Raw genomic sequence first — 18430 nt, 5'->3', positions numbered from 1 at the left:
TGCGTTTCCCCTCCCAAATCAAATCGTGGGGGCGCCCACAAAAAAAAAAACAACCCACCCTCACTCCTTGGTGCCTGGTCCCCAAAACCCCCCCCCCCCCCCGGCACCCCCCCCGCCCCCGCGGCGGCCGAGTTACGAACTACGTCAGGCGACGTACGCCGAAGACGCGTTGAAGGTGTTGCAGTTGCCCGCGACCGTGTAGCTGTGCCGCGCGTTGAAGCCCGCGGTCACCCAGAACGCGTGGTTCTTGATCGAACCGTGGTCCCGCGTTCCGCCCGGCTGGTCACCGCTGTGGCTGACCACCCAGTTGTACTGCGTCTGGAAGCCACCGCTGAACGGGTAGTTGCGCTTGTTCGCGCCGTCCACGGCACCGCCCAGGCAGGACGCCTGCAGCTCACGACGGCGGCTCTCCTCGAGCTGCGCGGCGTAGGTGCTGAACGCCCGCTGACGCTCCCAGGACGCGCCCAGGATGCCGGTCAGCCACTGGACGTGGTGACCGTACTCGTGCGACAGCGTGAAGGTCGCGTAAGCCTGAGCCATCGTCGGGCTCTGCTTCCAGTAGTTGATGATCACGTACGCCGGGATGTAGATGTACCCGTGGTCGACACCGCAGAAGAACGCGGTACCACCGCGGACCACACCACACTTCGAGTTGACCGCGCTCGAGTTGTGGACGATCAGCTTCGGCGCCACCTTGTACGCCGCGCCGGCCTGCTTCAGCGGCAGGGCCCAGGAGCCGTACAGGCACTTGAAGAGGTTGTTCTCGTAGGCAACGACGCCGTTGAACGTGCGCAGGGAGACGTTGGCCTGCTTGCAGCCCGACGACGGGATCGCTCCGGTCTTGTACAGGCGGTTGTAGCGCACCACGTTCGTCAGCGACGACTTCGTGGTGATTGCGTCTCCAGCCGGCGGCGGGCCGGCCATCAGACCGGTGCCGATCTCGATCGGCTTCGGCGTCTCCGCAGCCTGCGCGGCAGCAGTCGTCGTCGTGCTGGAGGTCTGCGCGGCCTGGGCGTTCGGCAACGCCAGCGCCGCGAACCCGGCCAGGGCTGCGAACCCGGCCAAACCACGCAGGGTGGTACGGGAGAGGTTGACCATGAGCTCCACTCTCGATGTGTCTAGGGACCTGTCGGACCAATCCTGGGGTGCACAGGGGTTCACCCGAGGTTGGACACGGACTCTGACGCGGCGATTCGCGCCACAGTTCCGGCTAGTTCAGCAGATTTCCGCCAAGGAATCGCAACTGGTCAGGAAGCATGCGCCGCCAGTAGCCGGCGGTGTGCGCGCCGGCCTGCTGACCACCGGCCGCGTGCAGCTCGGCGCGCAGCTCGCGAGCGGTCGTCGCGAACGGGTCGTCGCGCCCGCAGTCGATGCGGACGGCAACATCCCGGAACCCGCTCGGCCGACCGAATACCTGGTTGCGTTCGAAGTCCCCGGCGTCGTCGAATGCACCGGCCTGGACGTCGGCGTAGTCGCGCCACAAGGCCGGGCTGAGCGCACCGACCGCGACCGCGCGCGCCGCCGGCCGGACCCGGCGTTGCCAGTAGTGCAGGGCGACCCAGAGCAGCGCGCCGTACCCGCCCATCGACCAGCCGAGGACGCCGTACCCGTTGATGCGCAGGCCGCGCCGGGCCAGCAGGGGAAGGAATTCCTGGTCCAGCATGAACCCGGGGTCGTTGCCGTCGGCGCGGCGATGCCAGTAGCTGTCGCGGCCGCCGTCGACGGTCGCGATCGCGAACGGCGGCGTACCGGACCGGACGGCCGAGGTCAGGTAGCGGTCGATGCCGAGGTCGTTGACCGCGGATGTGTGGTCGCCCCCACGACCGTGCAACGCCAGGACGACGGGCAGTGCGGCGGACGCGGCGTACCCGTCGGGATAAATGACGCTGTAGCCGACCTTCGTCCCGCGACCGAACGAGTCGAAGCTCCCCGACACCACCGGACCAGCCGGTACGTCGGGGACGGCGCCGTCCGGCCCGGTCAGTCCGAGTACGTCGTGCACGCGGGCCCGGCCCGGGATCACACCGGTTTCCAGAGCCGCCACTCCGGCGACACCGGCGACGGCGGCCGCGGCGCCGGTGCGAACGAAGGTACGCCGATTCAGCACCGGGTCAGCGGACGATGGCCGAGACGACGGCGACCACGGCCAGCACACCGAGGACGATCAGCTCGGGCCGCGCCCACTCGGTCACGACCTCGCCGTCCGCCTGCGCGGAGTACTGCTCCTGCATGCTCTCGATCCGATTCACGACCACGTCGGCCTTGGAGATCGAACTGTCGGCCGCGAGCTTGCGGCCGCCGACCCGTTGCTTGCGAAGATCACGCATGACGAGTTGGACGCCGGGCGCGCGGAAGCGGTTGCCTTCGGTGTGCACCCGGAGGATGTCGGTCACGTCGACGCCGGTCACCTTCGACCACGGGATCTGCCGGTCGCGCAGGTGGTTACGCAGCAGGATGTTCTCGGGGCTGAGGGTGACGGACGGCCGCATCAGGCCGACGTACGCCAGGAGCATGAAGATCCCGATGATGCTGGCGACCAGCAGCCCGGTCGCGGTCCGCCACTCCAGGATGATGTCGAGCAGGCCGAGGGCCCCGATCACCAGCACGATGGTCCCGGTGATCCGGTTCGATGCGGACAGGTACTGCTCGCGCTCCGGCGATGTCGACTTCACCAGCACAACGTAACCGGCCCTCAGGATCGGCACTAGACTCCCAGGGGTGACCACACTCGACAGCGGCGTCGACACCTTGGCCGACGTGACCTCGTCCGAGGACCGGCTGCGCCGGTTCCTGCTCGGGCTGCCGGGCGTCGACCAGGTCGGTGCCGAGGCCCGGGCAGCCACTCTGAGCACCCGGTCGATCAAGACCACCGCGAAGGCGTACGCGCTGGACCTGGCGATCCGGATGATCGACCTGACCACCCTCGAGGGCCAGGACACCCCGGGCAAGGTGCGGGCCCTGTGTGCGAAGGCGAAACGGCCCGACCCGGCCGATCCGACCGCTCCACAGGTCGCCGCGGTCTGCGTGTACCCCGACCTGGTGGCGACCGCGAAGCGCGAGCTGCAGGGCTCCGGGATCAACGTGGCCAGCGTCGCGACCGCCTTCCCGAGCGGGCGTTCCAGCCTGGCGATCAAGATCCAGGACACCAAGGACGCGGTCGCGTCCGGCGCCGACGAGGTCGACATGGTGATCGACCGCGGCGCGTTCCTGTCCGGGCGGTACGCGATGGTCTTCGACGAGATCGCCGCGATCCGCGAGGCCGCGGGTGACGCACATCTCAAGGTGATCCTGGAGACCGGCGAACTGGTCACCTACGACAACGTCCGGCGGGCGTCCTGGCTGGCGATGCTGGCCGGCGCGGACTTCATCAAGACCTCCACCGGCAAGGTGTCCCCCGCCGCCACGCTGCCGGTGACGCTGGTGATGCTCGAGGCGGTCCGCGACTACCACGAGGCCACCGGGCTGCACATCGGCGTCAAGCCGGCCGGTGGCATCCGGACCTCGAAGGATGCGATCAAGTACCTGGTCACGGTCAACGAGACCGCCGGACCGGACTGGCTGGACCCGGAACTCTTCCGCTTCGGCGCGTCCAGCCTGCTGAACGACCTGCTGATGCAGCGCACCAAGCTCGCCACCGGCCACTACCCCGGCCCCGACTACTTCACGTTGGACTGACGCATGAGCAGATTCGAGTACGCACCCGCACCCGAGTCACGGGCGATCGTCGACATCAAGTCGTCGTACGGGCTCTTCATCAACGGGCAGTTCACCGACGCGACGGACGGGAAGCCGTTCAAGACCGTGTCGCCGGCGTCCGAGGAAGTGCTGGCCGAGGTCAGCGAGGCCGGACCGGCCGATGTCGACAAGGCCGTGCGCGCGGCCCGGAAGGCCTACGACAAGGTCTGGGGCCCGATGAGCGGTCGCGACCGGGCGAAGTACCTGTTCCGGATCGCGCGGCTGATCCAGGAGCGCTCGCGCGAGCTGGCGGTGCTGGAGTCGCTGGACAACGGCAAGCCGATCCGCGAGTCCCGCGACGTCGACATCCCGTTGGTCGCCGCGCACTTCTTCTACTACGCGGGCTGGGCCGACAAGCTCGAGTACGCCGGTGTCGGCGACGACCCGCAACCGTGGGGTGTCGCCGCCCAGGTGATCCCGTGGAACTTCCCGATGCTGATGCTGGCGTGGAAGATCGCGCCCGCGCTGGCCGCCGGGAACACCGTCGTACTGAAGCCGGCCGAGACCACGCCGCTGACCGCGCTGGCGTTCGCGGAGATCTGCCAGCAGGCCGATCTGCCGCCGGGCGTGGTGAACATCGTCACCGGCGCGGGCCGCACCGGTCAGGCGCTGGTCGAGCACGGGGGAGTCGACAAGGTCGCGTTCACCGGGTCGACCGAGGTCGGCCGGGCGATCGCCCGGTCGGTGGCCGGGACGCACAAGGCGGTCACGCTCGAGCTCGGTGGCAAGGCGGCGAACATCGTCTTCGAGGACGCCGCGCTCGACCAGACCATCGAGGGCATCGTCAACGGCATCTTCTTCAACCAGGGCCACGTCTGCTGCGCGGGCTCCCGGCTGCTGGTCCAGGAGAGCGTGTACGACGAGGTGCTCGCGCGCCTGAAGCGTCGGATGGGCACGCTGCGGGTCGGTGATCCGCTGGACAAGAACACCGACATCGGTGCGATCAACTCCGCGGCCCAGCTGGCCAGGATCCGCGAGCTGTCGCAGGTCGGTGAGGACGAGGGCGCCGAGCGCTGGTCCCCGGAGTGCGAGCTGCCGGCCAACGGCTACTGGTTCCCGCCGACCGTGTTCACCGGCGTCTCGCAGGCACACCGGATCGCCCGCGAGGAGATCTTCGGGCCGGTGCTGTCGGTGCTGACCTTCCGTACCCCGGCCGAGGCGGTCGAGAAGGCGAACAACACCCCGTTCGGGCTGTCCGCCGGGATCTGGACCGAGAAGGGGTCCCGGATCCTCTGGATGGCGAACCAGCTGCGCGCCGGCGTGGTCTGGGCGAACACGTTCAACCGCTTCGACCCGACGTCGCCGTTCGGCGGCTACAAGGAGTCGGGCTACGGCCGCGAGGGCGGTCGCCACGGTCTGGAGGCCTACCTTGCCCACTGAGACGCAGCGGCTCGAAGTACGCAAGACCTACAAGCTGTACATCGGTGGTGCCTTCCCGCGCAGTGAGTCCGGCCGGTCCTACGTCGTGTCCAATGCCAAGGGCAAGTTCCTCGCGAACGCGTCGCAGGCCTCTCGCAAGGACGCCCGCGACGCCGTCGTCGCGGCCCGTAAGGCGTTCAACGGCTGGCACGCGCGGACGGCGTACAACCGGGGTCAGGTGCTGTACCGGATCGCCGAGGTGATGGAGGGCCGGCACCAGCAGTTCAGTGCCGAGGTGTCCGCCTCCGAGGGGTTGTCGATCTCGAAGGCCCGCGCGGTCGTGGACGCCTCGATCGACCGCTGGGTCTGGTACGCCGGGTGGGCCGACAAGCTCGCCCAGGTGGTCGGCTCCAGCAACCCGGTGGCCGGCCCGTACTTCGACTTCTCGTTGCCCGAGGCAACCGGCGTGGTCGCGGTCCTCGCCCCGCAGGACTCCAGCCTGCTCGGTCTGACCAGTGTGATCGCGCCGGCGATCGTCTCCGGCAACACGGTGGTCGCGGTGTCGTCGTACGAGCGCCCGCTGCCGGCCGTGACGCTGGGCGAGGTGATGGCGACCTCCGACGTCCCGGGTGGCGTGGTGAACATCCTCACCGGGTCCGCCTCCGAGATCGGTCCGTGGCTCGCTTCGCACCAGGACGTGAACGCGATCGACCTGTGCGGCGTCGAGGATCCTGAGGAGGCGACCGCTCTCGAGGTCGCCGCCGCCGACAACCTCAAGCGGGTACGCCGTCCCGCCGAGGAGGACTGGACCGCGGATCAGGGACTCTCGCGACTCACGCAGTACCTGGAACTGAAGACCGTCTGGCACCCGATCGGAGTCTGATCGGTGCTGACGCCAGGTGACCGGATCGCGATCGTCTCGCCGTCCGGTGGACTGCCGGAGATCTTCCCGCTGCCGTACGAGCTCGGCTTGCGCCGGTTGCGGGAGGACTTCGGGCTCGACCCGGTCGAGTACCCGACGACCCGGAAGCTGCGGACCTCGCCGGAGGAGCGGGCCGCGGACCTGCACGCGGCCTGGTCGGACCCGACTATCCGGGCGGTGTTCGCGAGCATCGGAGGGTCCGATCAGCTCACCGTGCTGAAGCACCTCGACCCGGAGGTCTTCCGGGCGAACCCGAAGCCGTTCTTCGGGTACAGCGACAACACGAACCTGCTGAACTTCCTGCATTCGCTGGGGCTGCCGGGCTACTACGGCGGCAGTGTGATGGTCCAGTTCGGGCGCGGCGGCGCGATGCACCCGGATTCCGAGCGGTCGTTGCGGGCGGCGATCTTCGACGGCGGCGAGTTCGAACTGACGCCGGCGACCGGCTGGACCGACGTCGATCACGACTGGGCCATCCCGGCGAACCTCGAGACCGAGCCACCGCTGTTCCCCGGCACCGGCTGGACCTGGAGCGGCACCCGCGAGGTCAGCGGGAAGCTCTGGGGCGGCTGCATCGAGATCCTCGACTGGCAACTCGCCGCGAACCGCTGGATGCTGCCCACCGAGTCGTACGGCGGGGTGCTGTTCTGCGAGACCAGCGAGGAAATGCCGTCGTCCCAACACGTCTACTGGATGCTCCGCAACCTCGGCGAGCGTGGCCTGCTGGAGCGCTTCGACGCGGTGCTGTGGGGTCGGCCGAAGTCGCGGTCGCTGTTCCAGGAGCTGACGCCGGAGCAGTCGGTCGCGTACGTCGCCGACCAGTACATCGCGGTCGATCGGGCGCTGGCGGAGTACAACCCGGACGCGGTCGTGGTGAAGGGCCTCGACATCGGCCACACCGACCCGATGCTGACACTGCCGTACGGCGGCCAGGTCCGGATCGACCCAACCGCCGAACGGATCACCGTCAGTTACTGACGTGCAGGACCTTGGCGATCGCAGCCTCTGTCTCCGCGAGCTGCTCGGTCGGGCTGAACTGGACGAGTTCGGTGCCCGCTTCGGCTTCGGGCGCGTGCCCGGGTGGCAGATAGTAGGCGTTGCCTGCCTCGATGGTCTCTTCACCGCCCGGGTACCGAACGATCAATCGGCCCTTGAACACGTAGCCCCAGTGCGGACATGAGCAGTTCCCGCCCGGGAGCGATGCGAGCATCGGGCCGAGATCGTGGCTCTTGGTGATGGTCGTGAAGTTGACGGTGTAACCGTCGAGCTCGGCCGTCCGGTCGATCGCTACCTCGTAGTCAGCCACCTTGTCGGCGCTCGCACTCGATGCCTTCGCCATGGTCTTTCCTTTCGTTCGATCCTCACAGGACCGTAACCAGCTCGGTCACAGCCGGTCATGGGGCGAATCCCTCATCTTCCGATTGGCGGCGGCCTATGCTTCGATCATGGGCGGAGGTGCGGAGCCGGACATCCGGTTGGCGGAGTTGCTCGCCGCGCTGTCACTCGGGATCGACCTGGCCTTCGGGCAGCCGATGGAGCATGTACTGCGCCAGTGCCGGATCGCGACGCGACTGTGTGAGCTGGCCGGCGTCGACGAGGACACCCGAGCTGCTGCGTACTACAGCGCGTTGCTCGTCAACGTCGGCTGCCACGCGGATGCCCATGAACAGGCTCGCTGGTTCGGCGACGACATCGCGTTCAAGACCCACAAGTACGACGACCCGGCGAGCAAGCTGGCCGAGCTGACGACGATGCTCGGGCTCCTCGGAGCCGGTTCGCCGCCACTGCATCGCCTGCGGGTCGGCTTCGAGTTCCTGCTCGGCGGTCACCGAGGGGTCGAGACGATGATCGCGGAGCACGCCCGTCTCGCCCGCGCGCTCGGCGAGGAACTCGATCTTCCGGAGGGGGCGCTCGACGCGCTGGCCGGGTCCTACGAGCGATGGGACGGGCGCGGGTGGCCCGGCGAACGCCACGGTGACCAGATCCCGATCGCGGCCCGCGTCATCCAGCTCGCGGAGTTCGCCGAAGTGGCCCATCGCAACCACGGTGTCGACGGCGCCGTCGCATTCGCCACCCGCGGAGCGGGGACGCAGTTCGATCCGGGTCTCGTCGAGACCCTTCGAGCCAACGCCGGGAAGGTGTTCCACGAACTCGACGAGATCGGCTCGTGGGACGCGGTACTGGAAGGCGAACCGGCACTGCGCGTGCTCCCGCCGTCCAAGGTCGACGCCGCGCTCGCTGCCATCGGTCGGTTCGTCGACCTGAAGTCTCCGTTCTTCCTTGGTCACTCCGAAGCCGTCGCGAGCCTCGCCTCGGCTGCCGCATCCGGCGTCGGGATGACTGCGGTGGAACGCTCGTCGGTCTATCGCGCCGGGCTGGCCGTGGGCTTCGGACGCCTCGGAGTGTCGAATGCCGTGTGGGACAAGCCCCGTCCGCTGACCACTGCCGAGTGGGAGCGCGTACGGCTCGTGCCGCAACTCGCCGGGCGCATGCTTCAACATTCCGCGGCGCTGGCTCCGACCGCCCGCATCGTCGGCCAGCACCGCGAACGACTCGACGGATCCGGCTACCCCAGCGGTATCGCCGGTGACAGCATCTCGGGCGCCGCACGCGTCGTCGCCGCCGCCGACAGCTACCAAGCGATGCTCGAGCCCCGCCCACACCGCGCGCCACACACCCCCGACGAGGCCGCGCAGGTACTACGGGCCGACGCGCGAGAAGGCCGGCTCGACCCCGACGCGGTTGCGGCGGTGCTCGCCGTCGCCGGCCATCGGGTGCCGCGCCGACGTGCCGACAACGCCGGCCTCACGAACAGAGAGGCCGACGTCCTCCGTCTCGCGGCCCGCGGTTTGCCGAACAAGGAGATCGCGAAGCGCCTCGTGGTCACCCCCAAGACCGTCGGCAACCACATCGAACACATCTATACGAAGATCGGTGTGTCGAACCGAGCCGCCGCGGCACTCTTCGCCACGCGGCACGGCCTGCTCCCTGAGGAACAGCCGGAAGGAGGGCTGCCCAGCGCGGGGGACGGGCCGGGTTAGCGGATTGTGGTTGTAGTGAGGGCCGGGTTGGGGTCCGGGTAGCAGGCGACAGGTGCTGTGGTGGTGATGAACTTCCACTTGATCTTGGCCTGAAGCGTGAGGCCGGGGTCGTCGTACCCGGTGCCCTTGAGTTTGGTCTCGACGACCGTGCCGCGGCGGCCGGACTTGAGCCGTACGCCGAGCGTCGGGAGCTGGTAGTTCGCGCCGCCGGGGATCGGGCCGGCCACCGTGATGACGACGACGTTGCCGTCGAGCCGGACGGTCGGGGTCGAGTTCAGCCCGGAGCCGCCGGTGAGTTGCGCGCCGACGTACGACGAGTTCGCCGGGACCGGGACGCGGAGGGCCAGGTCGCGGACCTCCTGGAGTTTGAAGCCCTTGACCTCACTGGGCAGGGCGCCGGGCTTGAGGTCGACGGCGATCGTGAAGCGGGTGTTCGGGCGGACGGTCGCCGGCGCCTTCGCATCGACGCCCTGCCGCAACGAGAGGGTGTGGCGGCCGAACTTGGTGTCGGCTCGGCAGGCATAGCTGGCAACGGGTTGAGCTACGGGAGTCGGGGCGATCAAGGCGAGAGCCACCAAAAAACTGCAGCAAGTAGCCATATGACTACTCTAAGCAATCACGCTCCGAAGAGGAACCAACCGCCGACCGCTGCCCCGACGAACACCACCGGCAGGGCCAGCAGGAACCAGGCCCGCATCCGTCGCCGCCTGCGCGTGGGCGGGTCGGTGGCGACGGTCGTGTCCAGGTCGTCGTCGGTGATCGCGGTCCGCTCGGCCGCGCGCAGCGGCGCTTCCTGCTCCAGCCGGTACGCCTCGGCCTCCAGCCGGTCGGCGAGCGTGTCCGCGCGCTCCCAGCGGTCGGCGACGCGGTAGGCCAGCGCCCGCGCGAAGACGTCGTCGAGCTGCCCGACCGAGTCGTGCAGCACCGGTCGCAGACTCGGCGGTGGCAGATCCGGGTCCCGGTTGAGCACGTCGCCGATCGAGGCCGCGGAGTACGGCGGATGTCCGGTGAGCAGCGCATACGTCACCGCACCCACCGCGTAGATGTCCGCCCGCTCGTCGAAGCCACCGTCGCCGCGTCCCTGCTCGGGCGCCATGTACGACGGCGTACCGACTGCTTGGGTGAGTCCGGATGCCTCCGCGGCCCGTTTCGCCAGGCCCAGGTCGGCGAGCACGATGCGATGGGTGCCGCCGCCGGACTCCTCGCCCGCTCGGAGCAGCAGGTTCGCCGGGGTGACGTCGCGGTGCACCACGCCCTCACCGTGCAGTGCGGCCACCGCCCGCGCCAGGTCCGCGCCCCACCAGAGCGCGTCCACCGCGTCCAGCCGGCCTTGCCGCAGTAGGTCGCCCAGCGTGCCGCCGCCGACGTAGTCCATCACGAAGTACGGGCGTCCGTCGTCGAGCTTGCCCAGGTCGAAGACGCGTACGACCCGGTCGCTGGAGATCCGGCGCATCAGCCGGGCCTCGGACAGGAACCGTTCGCGCACGTCGGCGCGCGACGCCCAGTTGTCCGCGAGAACCTTGACGGCGACGTCGACGTCCAGGTCGTCGTCGTACCCCCGCCAGACGGTCGCGAACGCGCCCGCGCCGATCTTGTCCCGCAACCGGTACCGCCCGATGACATCCATCCCGGCTATTGTCGTGCACGACCGAGTCAAGGGGGAACATGACCGAGGAGCTGGAAGAACTGGCGGCCCGGGCGGCGTCCGGGGACCAGTCGGTCATTCCGCAGATCCTGCAGGTGATCCGGCCGCAGGTGCAGCGTCGCGTGGCCAAGTTCCTGCCCTATCGGGAGGACGCCGAGGAGGCCGTCCAGGACACCCTGCTGCAGGTGGCCAACAAGGTGCACACGTTCAAGGGCACCGGGAGCTTCGCCGGCTGGGTCACGATCGTCGCCACCAACCAGGCCCGCCAGACCTACCGCTCGCTGAAGCGCCGCTCAGTCGAACAGTCCGCCGAGGTACTGCCCGAGTCCGTCGACCCGCGCACCACCTCGGTGATCGCCGGCTCCCGCCTGGACCTGCTGGAGGCGCTCGAGGCCCTCGAGTCCAGCCACCCGCAGCTCGTCCAGCCGCTCGTCCTCCGCGACCTCGGCGCGCTGTCGTACGCCGAGATCGCCGACGAACTGGACGTCCCGCTGGGCACCGTCAAGGCCCGCATCCACCAGGCCCGCAAAGCCGTCGCCGAACGCCTCACCGTCCGCTGAAGGTACGCCGTACCACCAGCGCCCGCCGCAGGTCGTCGAGGTAATCGGCGGTCTGCCGGCGAATGCCCGACACGACGCTCTCGTCCGCGATCAGGGCCTCCGCCGGGGCGACCAGCTCCTGCTCGATCGCGAACCGCGGAGCCATCCGGTGCGCGGTGAGGCCGAGCACCATGCCTGCGCGGATCTCGCCGGTGTGCGGGATGTCGGTGAAGAACCGGCGAGCGTACGGCGCGGTGATCGTGGCCTGACCCGGGTGCCAGAAGCCTTCGGCGGCCGCGAGCAGTTCCTTCACACCGATCGATGGGTCGGTCATGATCCGCGTCCAGGCGGCCTCCTTGCCGTCGGGCAGCGCGGCCCGGCAGCGTGCCGCCTGGTTGACGCCCTCGGTCGACCGGTCGCGCGCCAACTCCGCGTCGATCTCGCCGGCGCCGAAGGCGTTCAGCCGCACCAGGCGCAGGACGATTGCCCAGCGCAGGTCGGCGTCGATCTCGAGTCCTTCCGGGGCCGCACTGTTGAGCCAGGACGTCAGCAGGTCGGCGTCGTCGCTGGTCGCGATCAGGCCCCGAGCCGTCACCAACTGCAGGCTGCTGCCCGGAGTGGTGACGGACAGCTTGCCGCGCAGGGCGTCGGCGGCGGGGGCGCGGTACTCGTCGTAGTCGAGGTAGCGGCCGAGGACACGGTTCTCGAGCCATTGGACGAGTGAACCGACGGCGACGTCGCTGACTTCGTGAGGTAGTGCGGCTGCGAACAGCTCGAGCGCGCGCCGCGGATCCAACTCGGCATCCGCCACCGAGTCCCGCACCGAGTTCCACACCACGGCGCGCGTCGTCCCGTCCGAGATCTTCGGCAGCACGTCAGGCAGGTTCGAGAGGCTCATCGGGTCGAGCCGAACCTTCGCCCAGGTGTCGTCCCCGGCGTCCGGCACCACCACATCATTGCCCAGGACAACTTCTACGGAGTCCTCCGCGAGCACCGCATCGACCACGCTGGCGGAACCGTCGGCGCCGTACCCGCCGACGCTCAACTTGTGCAGGCGCCGCGAGCTGTCCGGGCTCGTACGGTGCAGCACCACACCGCCATCCGTCCGCTCGACGGTGATCGTGTCCAGCCCTGACGTTCGCAGCCACTGGTCCGACCAGTTGTCGAGATCGCGCGCGCCCGCCTCCGTCAGCTTGGCGATGAACTCCTGGAGATCGGCATTCCCGTACTCGTGCGCGTCCAGGTGCGCGTTCACGCCCTTCAGGAACACCTCGTCGCCGAGGTACTTCGCCAGCTGCTTGAGGACGGCCGCGCCCTTCGCGTACGAGATGCCGTCGAAGTCGTCCAGCGACTGTCGCGCATCCTTGAGCGTGTCGGGGGCGACCGGATGGGTCGAGCTGCTCTGATCCGTGACCAGTCCCCACCACTTGCGGACGAAGGCGAAGTCGGTCCAGTTGCCGGCGTAGCTGGTGGCGTCCTCGGAGACGCGGTGTGCCATGTACTCGGCGAACGACTCGTTCAGCCACATGTCGTTCCACCACTTCATGGTGACCAGGTCGCCGAACCACATGTGCGCCATCTCGTGTACGACGACCCGGGCCCGGGTACTGCGTTCCGCCTCGGTCGCCTGCCCGCGGAACACGAGGCTGTCGGCGAACGTCACGCAGCCCGGGTTCTCCATCGCGCCGAGGTTGAAGTCCGGGACGAACACCTGCCAGTACTCACCGAACGGGTACCGCTGGCGGAACATCCGGTGGTACTCCGCGAACGCCTCCCGGGTGGTCCCGAACAGGTCCTCGGCGTCCCGCTCCAGGTGCTCGACCAGCGATTGGCGGCAGGCGAGTCCGAGCGGAATCCCGTCGTACTCGCTGCGGATCTGGTGGAACGGGCCGGCGACCAGCGTGACGAAGTACGTCGAGAGCGGCTTGGTCTCGGCGAGCGCCCACTCCCCCGGCGCCGTCCGCCGGGCCGCACCGTTGCCCAGGACAACCCAGTGCTCGGGGCAGCGCACAGTGACCGTGTACGGCGCCTTGAGGTCGGGCTGGTCGAAGCACGGGAAGTAGCGTGGCGCGGACTCCAGCGACGACATGCCGTAGGTGTAGACGCGCCCGTCGGCGGCGTCGACGGACCGCACCAGGCCCTCGCCGTCCGTCGAGTACTTCATCTGCGCGGTGACGACGAGCTCGTTCTCCGGCTGCAGCCCGGTCAGCGGGAACCGCCCGCCGTCGAGCGCGCCAGGATCGAGCGCCTGCCCGTTGAGCTCGACGCCGATCAGCCGCTCGGGCTTCACGTCCACCCAGCTCGTCGTACTCGTGGCCTCGAACCGGATCCGGCTGGTCGCCAGGAACGTGTCACCCGGATCGGTGAGGTCGAACGCGATCTCGTACGACCGCAGGGCCAGGTCCGCTGCCCGTCGCCGGGCTTCTTCGACTGTCAACGCGCGCATAACAGCACGCTATCCCTAGGACCCGGTCGTCTTCCGGCGTGCGGTGTCTGCCGCGAGCGAAGCGACCGCCCGGACCTGCTCGTCGCTCGTGCCTTCCTGCACCGCGGTGATCGCAGCGAGGTCGTCGGGCTCGGCGAGCGTGGTCAGCACGTTCAGTGCGCTGACATGATCGAAGCCGGCGGCGATGTCCTCGCTCGCCTCGACCGGCGGCCGGGACAGGATCTCCAGCGCTACCTGCCGTACGTCGGCCGCGAGCGGCTCGAGCGGATTACCACCGCTCAACTGCGTGTACGCCGCGGCCACCTGGTACATGTTCAGCGCCCGGCAGACGGTCGGCACATTCGGACTGTGCAGAAGGGCCTCGAACGCCTGCAGCGGAATATCCACGCCGACCAACCTAGTCGACGCCTGTGAAGAACCTCAGAACCTTCTGGGCGGCATCGGGCCCGGTCATCATCTCGGCGACAACGGCCGACCGCTCCGCGACCTCGGCGGTCCGGTCGAACATCGCCGGCTCGTACTGCTCGAGCGCGGCGTCCAGGTCACCAGGGTGCGCGGCGATCGCCCGGGCGAGCTCGGCCGCGTCGAGCATGGCCTGGTTCGCACCCTCACCGTGCGACGGCATCAGGTGTGCGGCGTCCCCGAGCAGCGTGACACCTGGCCGGCGCGCCCACCGCAAACCGATCGGCAGGGTGTACGCCGGGCGCACGACGAACGGCTCGTCACACGCGGCCAGCAGCCGGCGGAACTGCGGCGCCCAGTCACCCGGCAGATCCGTGACGGCCGCCGGGTCCGCATCGGCCGGCGCCTGGATGGAGATGCTCACCTGGATCACCCCGTTCCCGTTGCGTTGCGCGCCGAGCATCCGGTCCGGACCGAACACCCAGTAGTTGCCGCGGCCAACCATCGCGGCGAGCTCAGGCTCGGCGCGATCGGCCTCGTGAATCGCGCTCTGCACCACGACCTTCCCCTGGTACGCCGGCTCGGTGCCGGTGAGCAGCCGACGTACCCGGGAGTTGGCCCCGTCGGCTCCGACGAGGAGGTCACAGAGCGCCGTACTCCCGTCGGCGAAGTGCAGGAGCTGTCCCTCCGCATGCGTGAAGGCGCTCCCCCAGCGAACGGTCCCCGGCGCGAGCGAGCGGAGCAGCAGGTCGCGCAGGTCGGCGCGATCGATCTCCGGACGCAGCATCGGCGCGTCGTCCGGGGTGTCTTCCCGGAGCAGCAGCGCGCCGGTGTGATCCAGCATCCGCAGGTCCTGACCTTCGCCGCGCGCTGCTGCGAGGAACTCATCCTCGAGGCCGGCCGCGCGCAGGGCTGCCTGGCCGGTGCCGGCGTGCAGGTCGAGCATGCTGCCCTGAGTGCGGGCGGCGCTCGACGAGTCACGCTCGTACACGACCGACTCGATGCCGTGGACCTGCAGGATCCGCGCGAGCGTCAGGCCGCCGGGTCCACCGCCGATGATCGCGATCACAGGCATGCTCCTTTCGATACACTGTATTGAGAAATACACTGTATCGCATGAGGTCGGTGTATTGTTCCTGCCTGTGACGGACAACCCCGTGATCTGGGAGCGCCCCGAGCCGGCCGAGCGGCGGCGTCCGAGTCCGCTCAGCCGGGAACGCATCGTCCGGGCCGCGATCGAGCTCGCCGACGCCGCGGACCTGGAGGCCGTCTCGCTCCGCAAGGTCGCCGCCGCGCTCGACGCCGGCCCGATGCGCCTCTACCGGTACGTCGACACCAAGGACGAGCTCCTCGAGCTCATGGTCGACGCCGTGTACGCCGAGCTTCCGCCGCCCACCGGAGCGACCTGGGACGCCGTCCTGAGGTCCATCGCGACCGGACTCCGCGACGCGGCGCTGCGCCACGAGTGGTTCGCCGACCTCCTCGGCGGCAGGCCGCGGTTCGGTCCGGCCGCCCTCGCGCACACCGAGGCGTCGCTGTCCGCGCTGCGCGCCACCGGTCTTGACGACATCGACGCGCTGTCCGGCGCGCTCGAAGCGGTGAACGTCTACCTGGTCGGTGCGGTCCGCAAGGAGGTCACCGAGCGCCGGGCGGAACGCGCGAGCGGCCTCGACCGGCACCAGTTCCAGCACGCCACCGGTCCCTACCTGACCCGCATGTTCGGCACCGGGAAGTACCCCGTGCTCGCGGAATGGGTGCACGACGCCCGCCACCGCAAAGCCTCCGAGATCTTCGACCTCGGCCTCGGCTATTTGATCGACGGCATCCGAGCCCAGCTGCCCAGCTAGAGACGTGCCGCCGCGTGCAGGTGTTCGGCGAGCAGGTTGACCGAGTCCGGAGCGTCGGCGGCGTAACAGATCAAGTGGCCGCGGGTGGACCAGGCGTCCTGCAACGGGCAGATGTCGACCTCGGCGTTCGCGTGCACGGCCCGGCGCGGCACGACGGCCAGTCCGGCGCCGGCGGTCGCGAGAATGATCAGCGCGTGCAGGGTCGGGACGAGCGTCCGATAGCGCGGCACGGGGGCGTGCGGGCCGAGGCGGTCGTCCATCCATTCGCTGAGCGGCGAGTTGCGGTCGAGTCCGACCAGCGGGTGCTCCGCGACTTCGGCGTACGCGATCGAGGCGCGGCCCGAGAGGGTGCCGCCGGCCTGGCCGATCACAACCAGGGAGTCGTCGGCGAGCGGCTCGGTCCGTAGCTGGGTCGGCTCGTCGTCGAGGATCACACCGAGATCCGCCTCACCCGCCGCGAGCAGGCGGACCATCCGGACGGTACGGCGCTCGCTCACGTTCACGTCGTACTCGGGATGATCGCGGAGGAACGTGGCGAGCGCGAGGGGGACGAGCTGGTGCATCGCGGACCCGCCCGCGACCAGGCGGATGGGTGCCGACCGAGAGCCGGCGTACGACGCGACCGCGCTGTCCAGACGAGTGGTTTCGGCGAGCACCTCCCGAGCGTGTCGAGCCAGGGTGGCGCCGGCCGGGGTCAGCCGGACACCGCGGCGCTCGCGCACGAGCAGCGGTACGCCGGCCTGCGTTTCGAGTGCTCTGACCCGCGCACTGGCCGAAGGCAGACTGAGGTGCATCACCCGCGCGCCGGCGGTGATCGAGCCTTCCGCCGCAACATGCGTGAACAGCCGGAGGTCGTCGAGGTCGTACCGCATGAGCTCAGCCTACGTCTCAGACTGAGGCTGGCTACGGGAATCGCGCATTGTGGCGAGCGCGCCGACCCCTGATCCTCGAAGGGTGCTGCTGATCCTCCTGGCCGGTGTCGCGGCCGGCGCCCTGAACGCGGTCGGCGGCGGCGGGAGCTTCGTGGCCCTCACCGCCCTCGTCGCGGCCGGGATGCCTCCGGTCACCGCGAACGCGACCACAACCGTCGCGCTGCTGCCCGGGAACGCGACCAGCGCGTGGGTCTACCGGCGGGAGATCGAGGGCTTCGCGCACCCGTCGCCGGCCCGGCTAACGCTCGCGAGTGTGCTCGGCGGCGCGATCGGCGCGGGACTGCTGTTATTGCTGCCGTCCGCTTCCTTCGACGCGGCGGTGCCGTGGCTGCTCGCGTTCGCGACCGTCGTACTCGCGTTCGGCAAGCGGCTGACGGCCGCGCTGCGGCTCGGCAAGCCCGGCCCGGCGGCGATCCTGATCGGGCAGTTCGTGCTGGCGATCTACGGCGGGTACTTCGGCGGCGCGGTCGGGCTGATGATGCTCGCGTTCTGGACCGCCACGACGACCCTTGATCCGGCCCGCGGCAACCCGCTGCGGGTCATCCAGGTCGCGGCCGTTTACCTGACCGCCGCGGTGATCTTCGTGTTCGCGGCCGACGTCCTGTCCCAGCCGGTCCACCTGGTCGCGCTACTCGCCGGCGCGGTCGCCGGTGGCTACTTCGGCGCCCATCTCGTACGCCGTCTGGCTCCGCTGGTGCTGCGCGGCCTGGTGCTCGGCACCGCGGTCGCGATGACGGCGATCTTCTTCGTGCGAGCCTTCGGATGAACCGCGCCCAGCTCGCGATGGCGTATCAGGCCTGTGAGGTCGCGGACCTGGCGACCGCGGTCGCCACGCTGCACGATCCCGCCGAGGCCACCGCCCAGGCGGCGCGCGTGCTCGCGGCGGCGCAACAGCTCGTCGCCGCTGCCGACCGCCTCACGTCACCCGAACTCCCACCCGATCCCCTCCAGCGCTTCGCCTACGAGCAACCCGACGAAGCCGCCGAGGACATCGCTCACTGGCTCGGTGCCGCCACTGCGGAGGATTCCTGCCCGATTCGGGACTGAAAGCCTCCCCACAGCGACTGGCTACGGGGTGGCGCGGCGGCCGCGGGGCGGCTCGTGCGGGAGTTGCTCACGTTCCTTGCGGAGGTACAGGCCGGCCGCGGTCGACACGCTGGTGAGCAGCCAGACCGCGACGCCGGCATCGTCGGTGACACCAATGACCGGGAGTAGGTCCGGCAGGATGTCGATCGGCGAGATCAGGTAGACGATCGCGAGCACCCAGAGGAAGGTCCGGGTCCGCGGCAGGTCGGTGTACGCGCCCCGGCGTACGTCGCGCAGCAGCCGCGGCAGCGCCTTCGCCCGCTCGATCACGTTCCCGACCGGCACCGGCTCGCCGCGCTCGATCTTCCGCCGCCGCACCACCCGCCGCCGGACGACGCCGAGCGCCCCGACCGCGATCCCGATGACGAGCAGCCCGATCCCCACCGCCACGCCGGGCACACCGAACACGTCCCCGTGCCGGAACACCAAAGTCAGCAGCCCGATCACACCGAGCAACCCACCGAAGTACACCATCC

Annotated in this window: 20 protein-coding genes; 9 read left to right on the top strand and 11 right to left on the bottom strand. The window is 69.5% G+C overall.

The features are described from left to right. Positions 1–144 precede the first annotated feature (144 nt). From ACWGID_RS26565 to ACWGID_RS26555, 3 genes are all read right to left on the bottom strand, one after another. Positions 145–1098, bottom strand: coding sequence for a neutral zinc metallopeptidase (locus tag ACWGID_RS26565; protein ID WP_452200948.1), 954 nt, complete (start codon positions 1096–1098; stop codon positions 145–147). A gap of 112 nt (positions 1099–1210) precedes the next feature. Then, positions 1211–2107, bottom strand: coding sequence for an alpha/beta hydrolase (locus ACWGID_RS26560; protein ID WP_452200946.1), 897 nt, complete (start codon positions 2105–2107; stop codon positions 1211–1213). A 4-nt stretch (positions 2108–2111) separates the two neighbouring features. Next, complete coding sequence (locus tag ACWGID_RS26555; RefSeq protein ID WP_452200944.1) at positions 2112–2672, bottom strand: PH domain-containing protein; 561 nt, start codon at positions 2670–2672, stop codon at positions 2112–2114. 46 nt (positions 2673–2718) lie between these two features. Here ACWGID_RS26555 and deoC point away from each other — a divergent pair, with 46 nt between their 5' ends. The 4 genes from deoC to ACWGID_RS26535 are packed head-to-tail and all read left to right on the top strand — an operon-like array spanning position 2719 to position 6994. After that, positions 2719–3675: a deoxyribose-phosphate aldolase gene (deoC, locus tag ACWGID_RS26550; RefSeq protein ID WP_452200942.1), complete on the top strand. Its 957-nt coding sequence runs from the start codon at positions 2719–2721 to the stop codon at positions 3673–3675. 3 nt (positions 3676–3678) lie between these two features. After that, positions 3679–5115 (top strand): aldehyde dehydrogenase family protein, encoded by a 1437-nt coding sequence (locus ACWGID_RS26545; RefSeq protein ID WP_452200940.1) that lies wholly within the window; start codon positions 3679–3681, stop codon positions 5113–5115. Beyond that, on the top strand, positions 5105–5977 hold the full coding sequence (locus ACWGID_RS26540) for an aldehyde dehydrogenase family protein (protein WP_452200937.1): 873 nt from the start codon (positions 5105–5107) through the stop codon (positions 5975–5977). Before ACWGID_RS26545 ends, ACWGID_RS26540 begins: the two co-directional genes overlap by 11 nt. Positions 5978–5980: 3 nt before the next feature. Beyond that, the gene (locus tag ACWGID_RS26535; RefSeq protein WP_452200936.1) at positions 5981–6994 is read left to right on the top strand and encodes a S66 family peptidase; all 1014 of its coding nucleotides are present in this window, start codon (positions 5981–5983) and stop codon (positions 6992–6994) included. Here ACWGID_RS26535 and ACWGID_RS26530 read toward each other — a convergent pair. Next, positions 6984–7355: a hypothetical protein gene (locus tag ACWGID_RS26530; RefSeq protein ID WP_452200934.1), complete on the bottom strand. Its 372-nt coding sequence runs from the start codon at positions 7353–7355 to the stop codon at positions 6984–6986. The two genes, ACWGID_RS26535 and ACWGID_RS26530, sit on opposite strands and share 11 nt — an antisense overlap. Positions 7356–7461: 106 nt before the next feature. On the opposite strand from ACWGID_RS26530, the gene ACWGID_RS26525 reads away from it, so the two are divergent. After that, the gene (locus ACWGID_RS26525) at positions 7462–9057 is read left to right on the top strand and encodes an HD domain-containing phosphohydrolase (RefSeq protein WP_452200932.1); all 1596 of its coding nucleotides are present in this window, start codon (positions 7462–7464) and stop codon (positions 9055–9057) included. On the opposite strand, the gene ACWGID_RS26520 is transcribed toward ACWGID_RS26525, so the two are convergent. Together ACWGID_RS26520 and ACWGID_RS26515 are read right to left on the bottom strand one after the other, a co-directional pair. Further along, positions 9054–9632 (bottom strand): hypothetical protein, encoded by a 579-nt coding sequence (locus ACWGID_RS26520; RefSeq protein WP_452200930.1) that lies wholly within the window; start codon positions 9630–9632, stop codon positions 9054–9056. The two genes, ACWGID_RS26525 and ACWGID_RS26520, sit on opposite strands and share 4 nt — an antisense overlap. A gap of 41 nt (positions 9633–9673) precedes the next feature. Beyond that, on the bottom strand, positions 9674–10684 hold the full coding sequence (locus ACWGID_RS26515; protein ID WP_452200928.1) for a serine/threonine-protein kinase: 1011 nt from the start codon (positions 10682–10684) through the stop codon (positions 9674–9676). A 38-nt stretch (positions 10685–10722) separates the two neighbouring features. Here ACWGID_RS26515 and ACWGID_RS26510 point away from each other — a divergent pair, with 38 nt between their 5' ends. Next, positions 10723–11262, top strand: coding sequence for an RNA polymerase sigma factor (locus tag ACWGID_RS26510; protein WP_452200926.1), 540 nt, complete (start codon positions 10723–10725; stop codon positions 11260–11262). On the opposite strand, the gene pepN is transcribed toward ACWGID_RS26510, so the two are convergent. From pepN to ACWGID_RS26495, 3 genes are read right to left on the bottom strand one after another with little or no spacing between them, the layout of a single operon-like run. Beyond that, a complete protein-coding gene (gene pepN / locus ACWGID_RS26505; protein WP_452200924.1) occupies positions 11249–13687 on the bottom strand; it encodes an aminopeptidase N in 2439 nt (812 codons plus the stop codon). The genes ACWGID_RS26510 and pepN overlap by 14 nt on opposite strands. Before the next feature lie 15 nt (positions 13688–13702). Beyond that, positions 13703–14074 (bottom strand): hypothetical protein, encoded by a 372-nt coding sequence (locus ACWGID_RS26500; protein WP_452200922.1) that lies wholly within the window; start codon positions 14072–14074, stop codon positions 13703–13705. Between the two features lie 10 nt (positions 14075–14084). Next, a complete protein-coding gene (locus tag ACWGID_RS26495) occupies positions 14085–15158 on the bottom strand; it encodes an FAD-dependent oxidoreductase (protein WP_452200920.1) in 1074 nt (357 codons plus the stop codon). A gap of 73 nt (positions 15159–15231) precedes the next feature. On the opposite strand from ACWGID_RS26495, the gene ACWGID_RS26490 reads away from it, so the two are divergent. Then, on the top strand, positions 15232–15936 hold the full coding sequence (locus ACWGID_RS26490) for a TetR/AcrR family transcriptional regulator (protein WP_452200919.1): 705 nt from the start codon (positions 15232–15234) through the stop codon (positions 15934–15936). Here the strand turns inward: ACWGID_RS26490 and ACWGID_RS26485 are convergent. Beyond that, complete coding sequence (locus tag ACWGID_RS26485; protein WP_452200917.1) at positions 15933–16808, bottom strand: LysR family transcriptional regulator; 876 nt, start codon at positions 16806–16808, stop codon at positions 15933–15935. The two genes, ACWGID_RS26490 and ACWGID_RS26485, sit on opposite strands and share 4 nt — an antisense overlap. An 82-nt stretch (positions 16809–16890) precedes the next feature. Here ACWGID_RS26485 and ACWGID_RS26480 point away from each other — a divergent pair, with 82 nt between their 5' ends. Both ACWGID_RS26480 and ACWGID_RS26475 read left to right on the top strand, forming a co-directional pair. Beyond that, the gene (locus ACWGID_RS26480; RefSeq protein WP_452200915.1) at positions 16891–17634 is read left to right on the top strand and encodes a sulfite exporter TauE/SafE family protein; all 744 of its coding nucleotides are present in this window, start codon (positions 16891–16893) and stop codon (positions 17632–17634) included. Beyond that, positions 17631–17915 (top strand): hypothetical protein, encoded by a 285-nt coding sequence (locus ACWGID_RS26475; protein WP_452200913.1) that lies wholly within the window; start codon positions 17631–17633, stop codon positions 17913–17915. The genes ACWGID_RS26480 and ACWGID_RS26475 overlap by 4 nt, the downstream gene beginning before the upstream one ends. A gap of 21 nt (positions 17916–17936) precedes the next feature. Here ACWGID_RS26475 and ACWGID_RS26470 read toward each other — a convergent pair whose 3' ends face one another. Next, positions 17937–18428: a YkvA family protein gene (locus tag ACWGID_RS26470; protein WP_452200911.1), complete on the bottom strand. Its 492-nt coding sequence runs from the start codon at positions 18426–18428 to the stop codon at positions 17937–17939. Positions 18429–18430 lie beyond the last annotated feature (2 nt).

Source organism: Kribbella sp. NPDC054772 (assembly GCF_053611945.1).
This window is presented reverse-complemented; position numbering and strand designations above follow the sequence as displayed.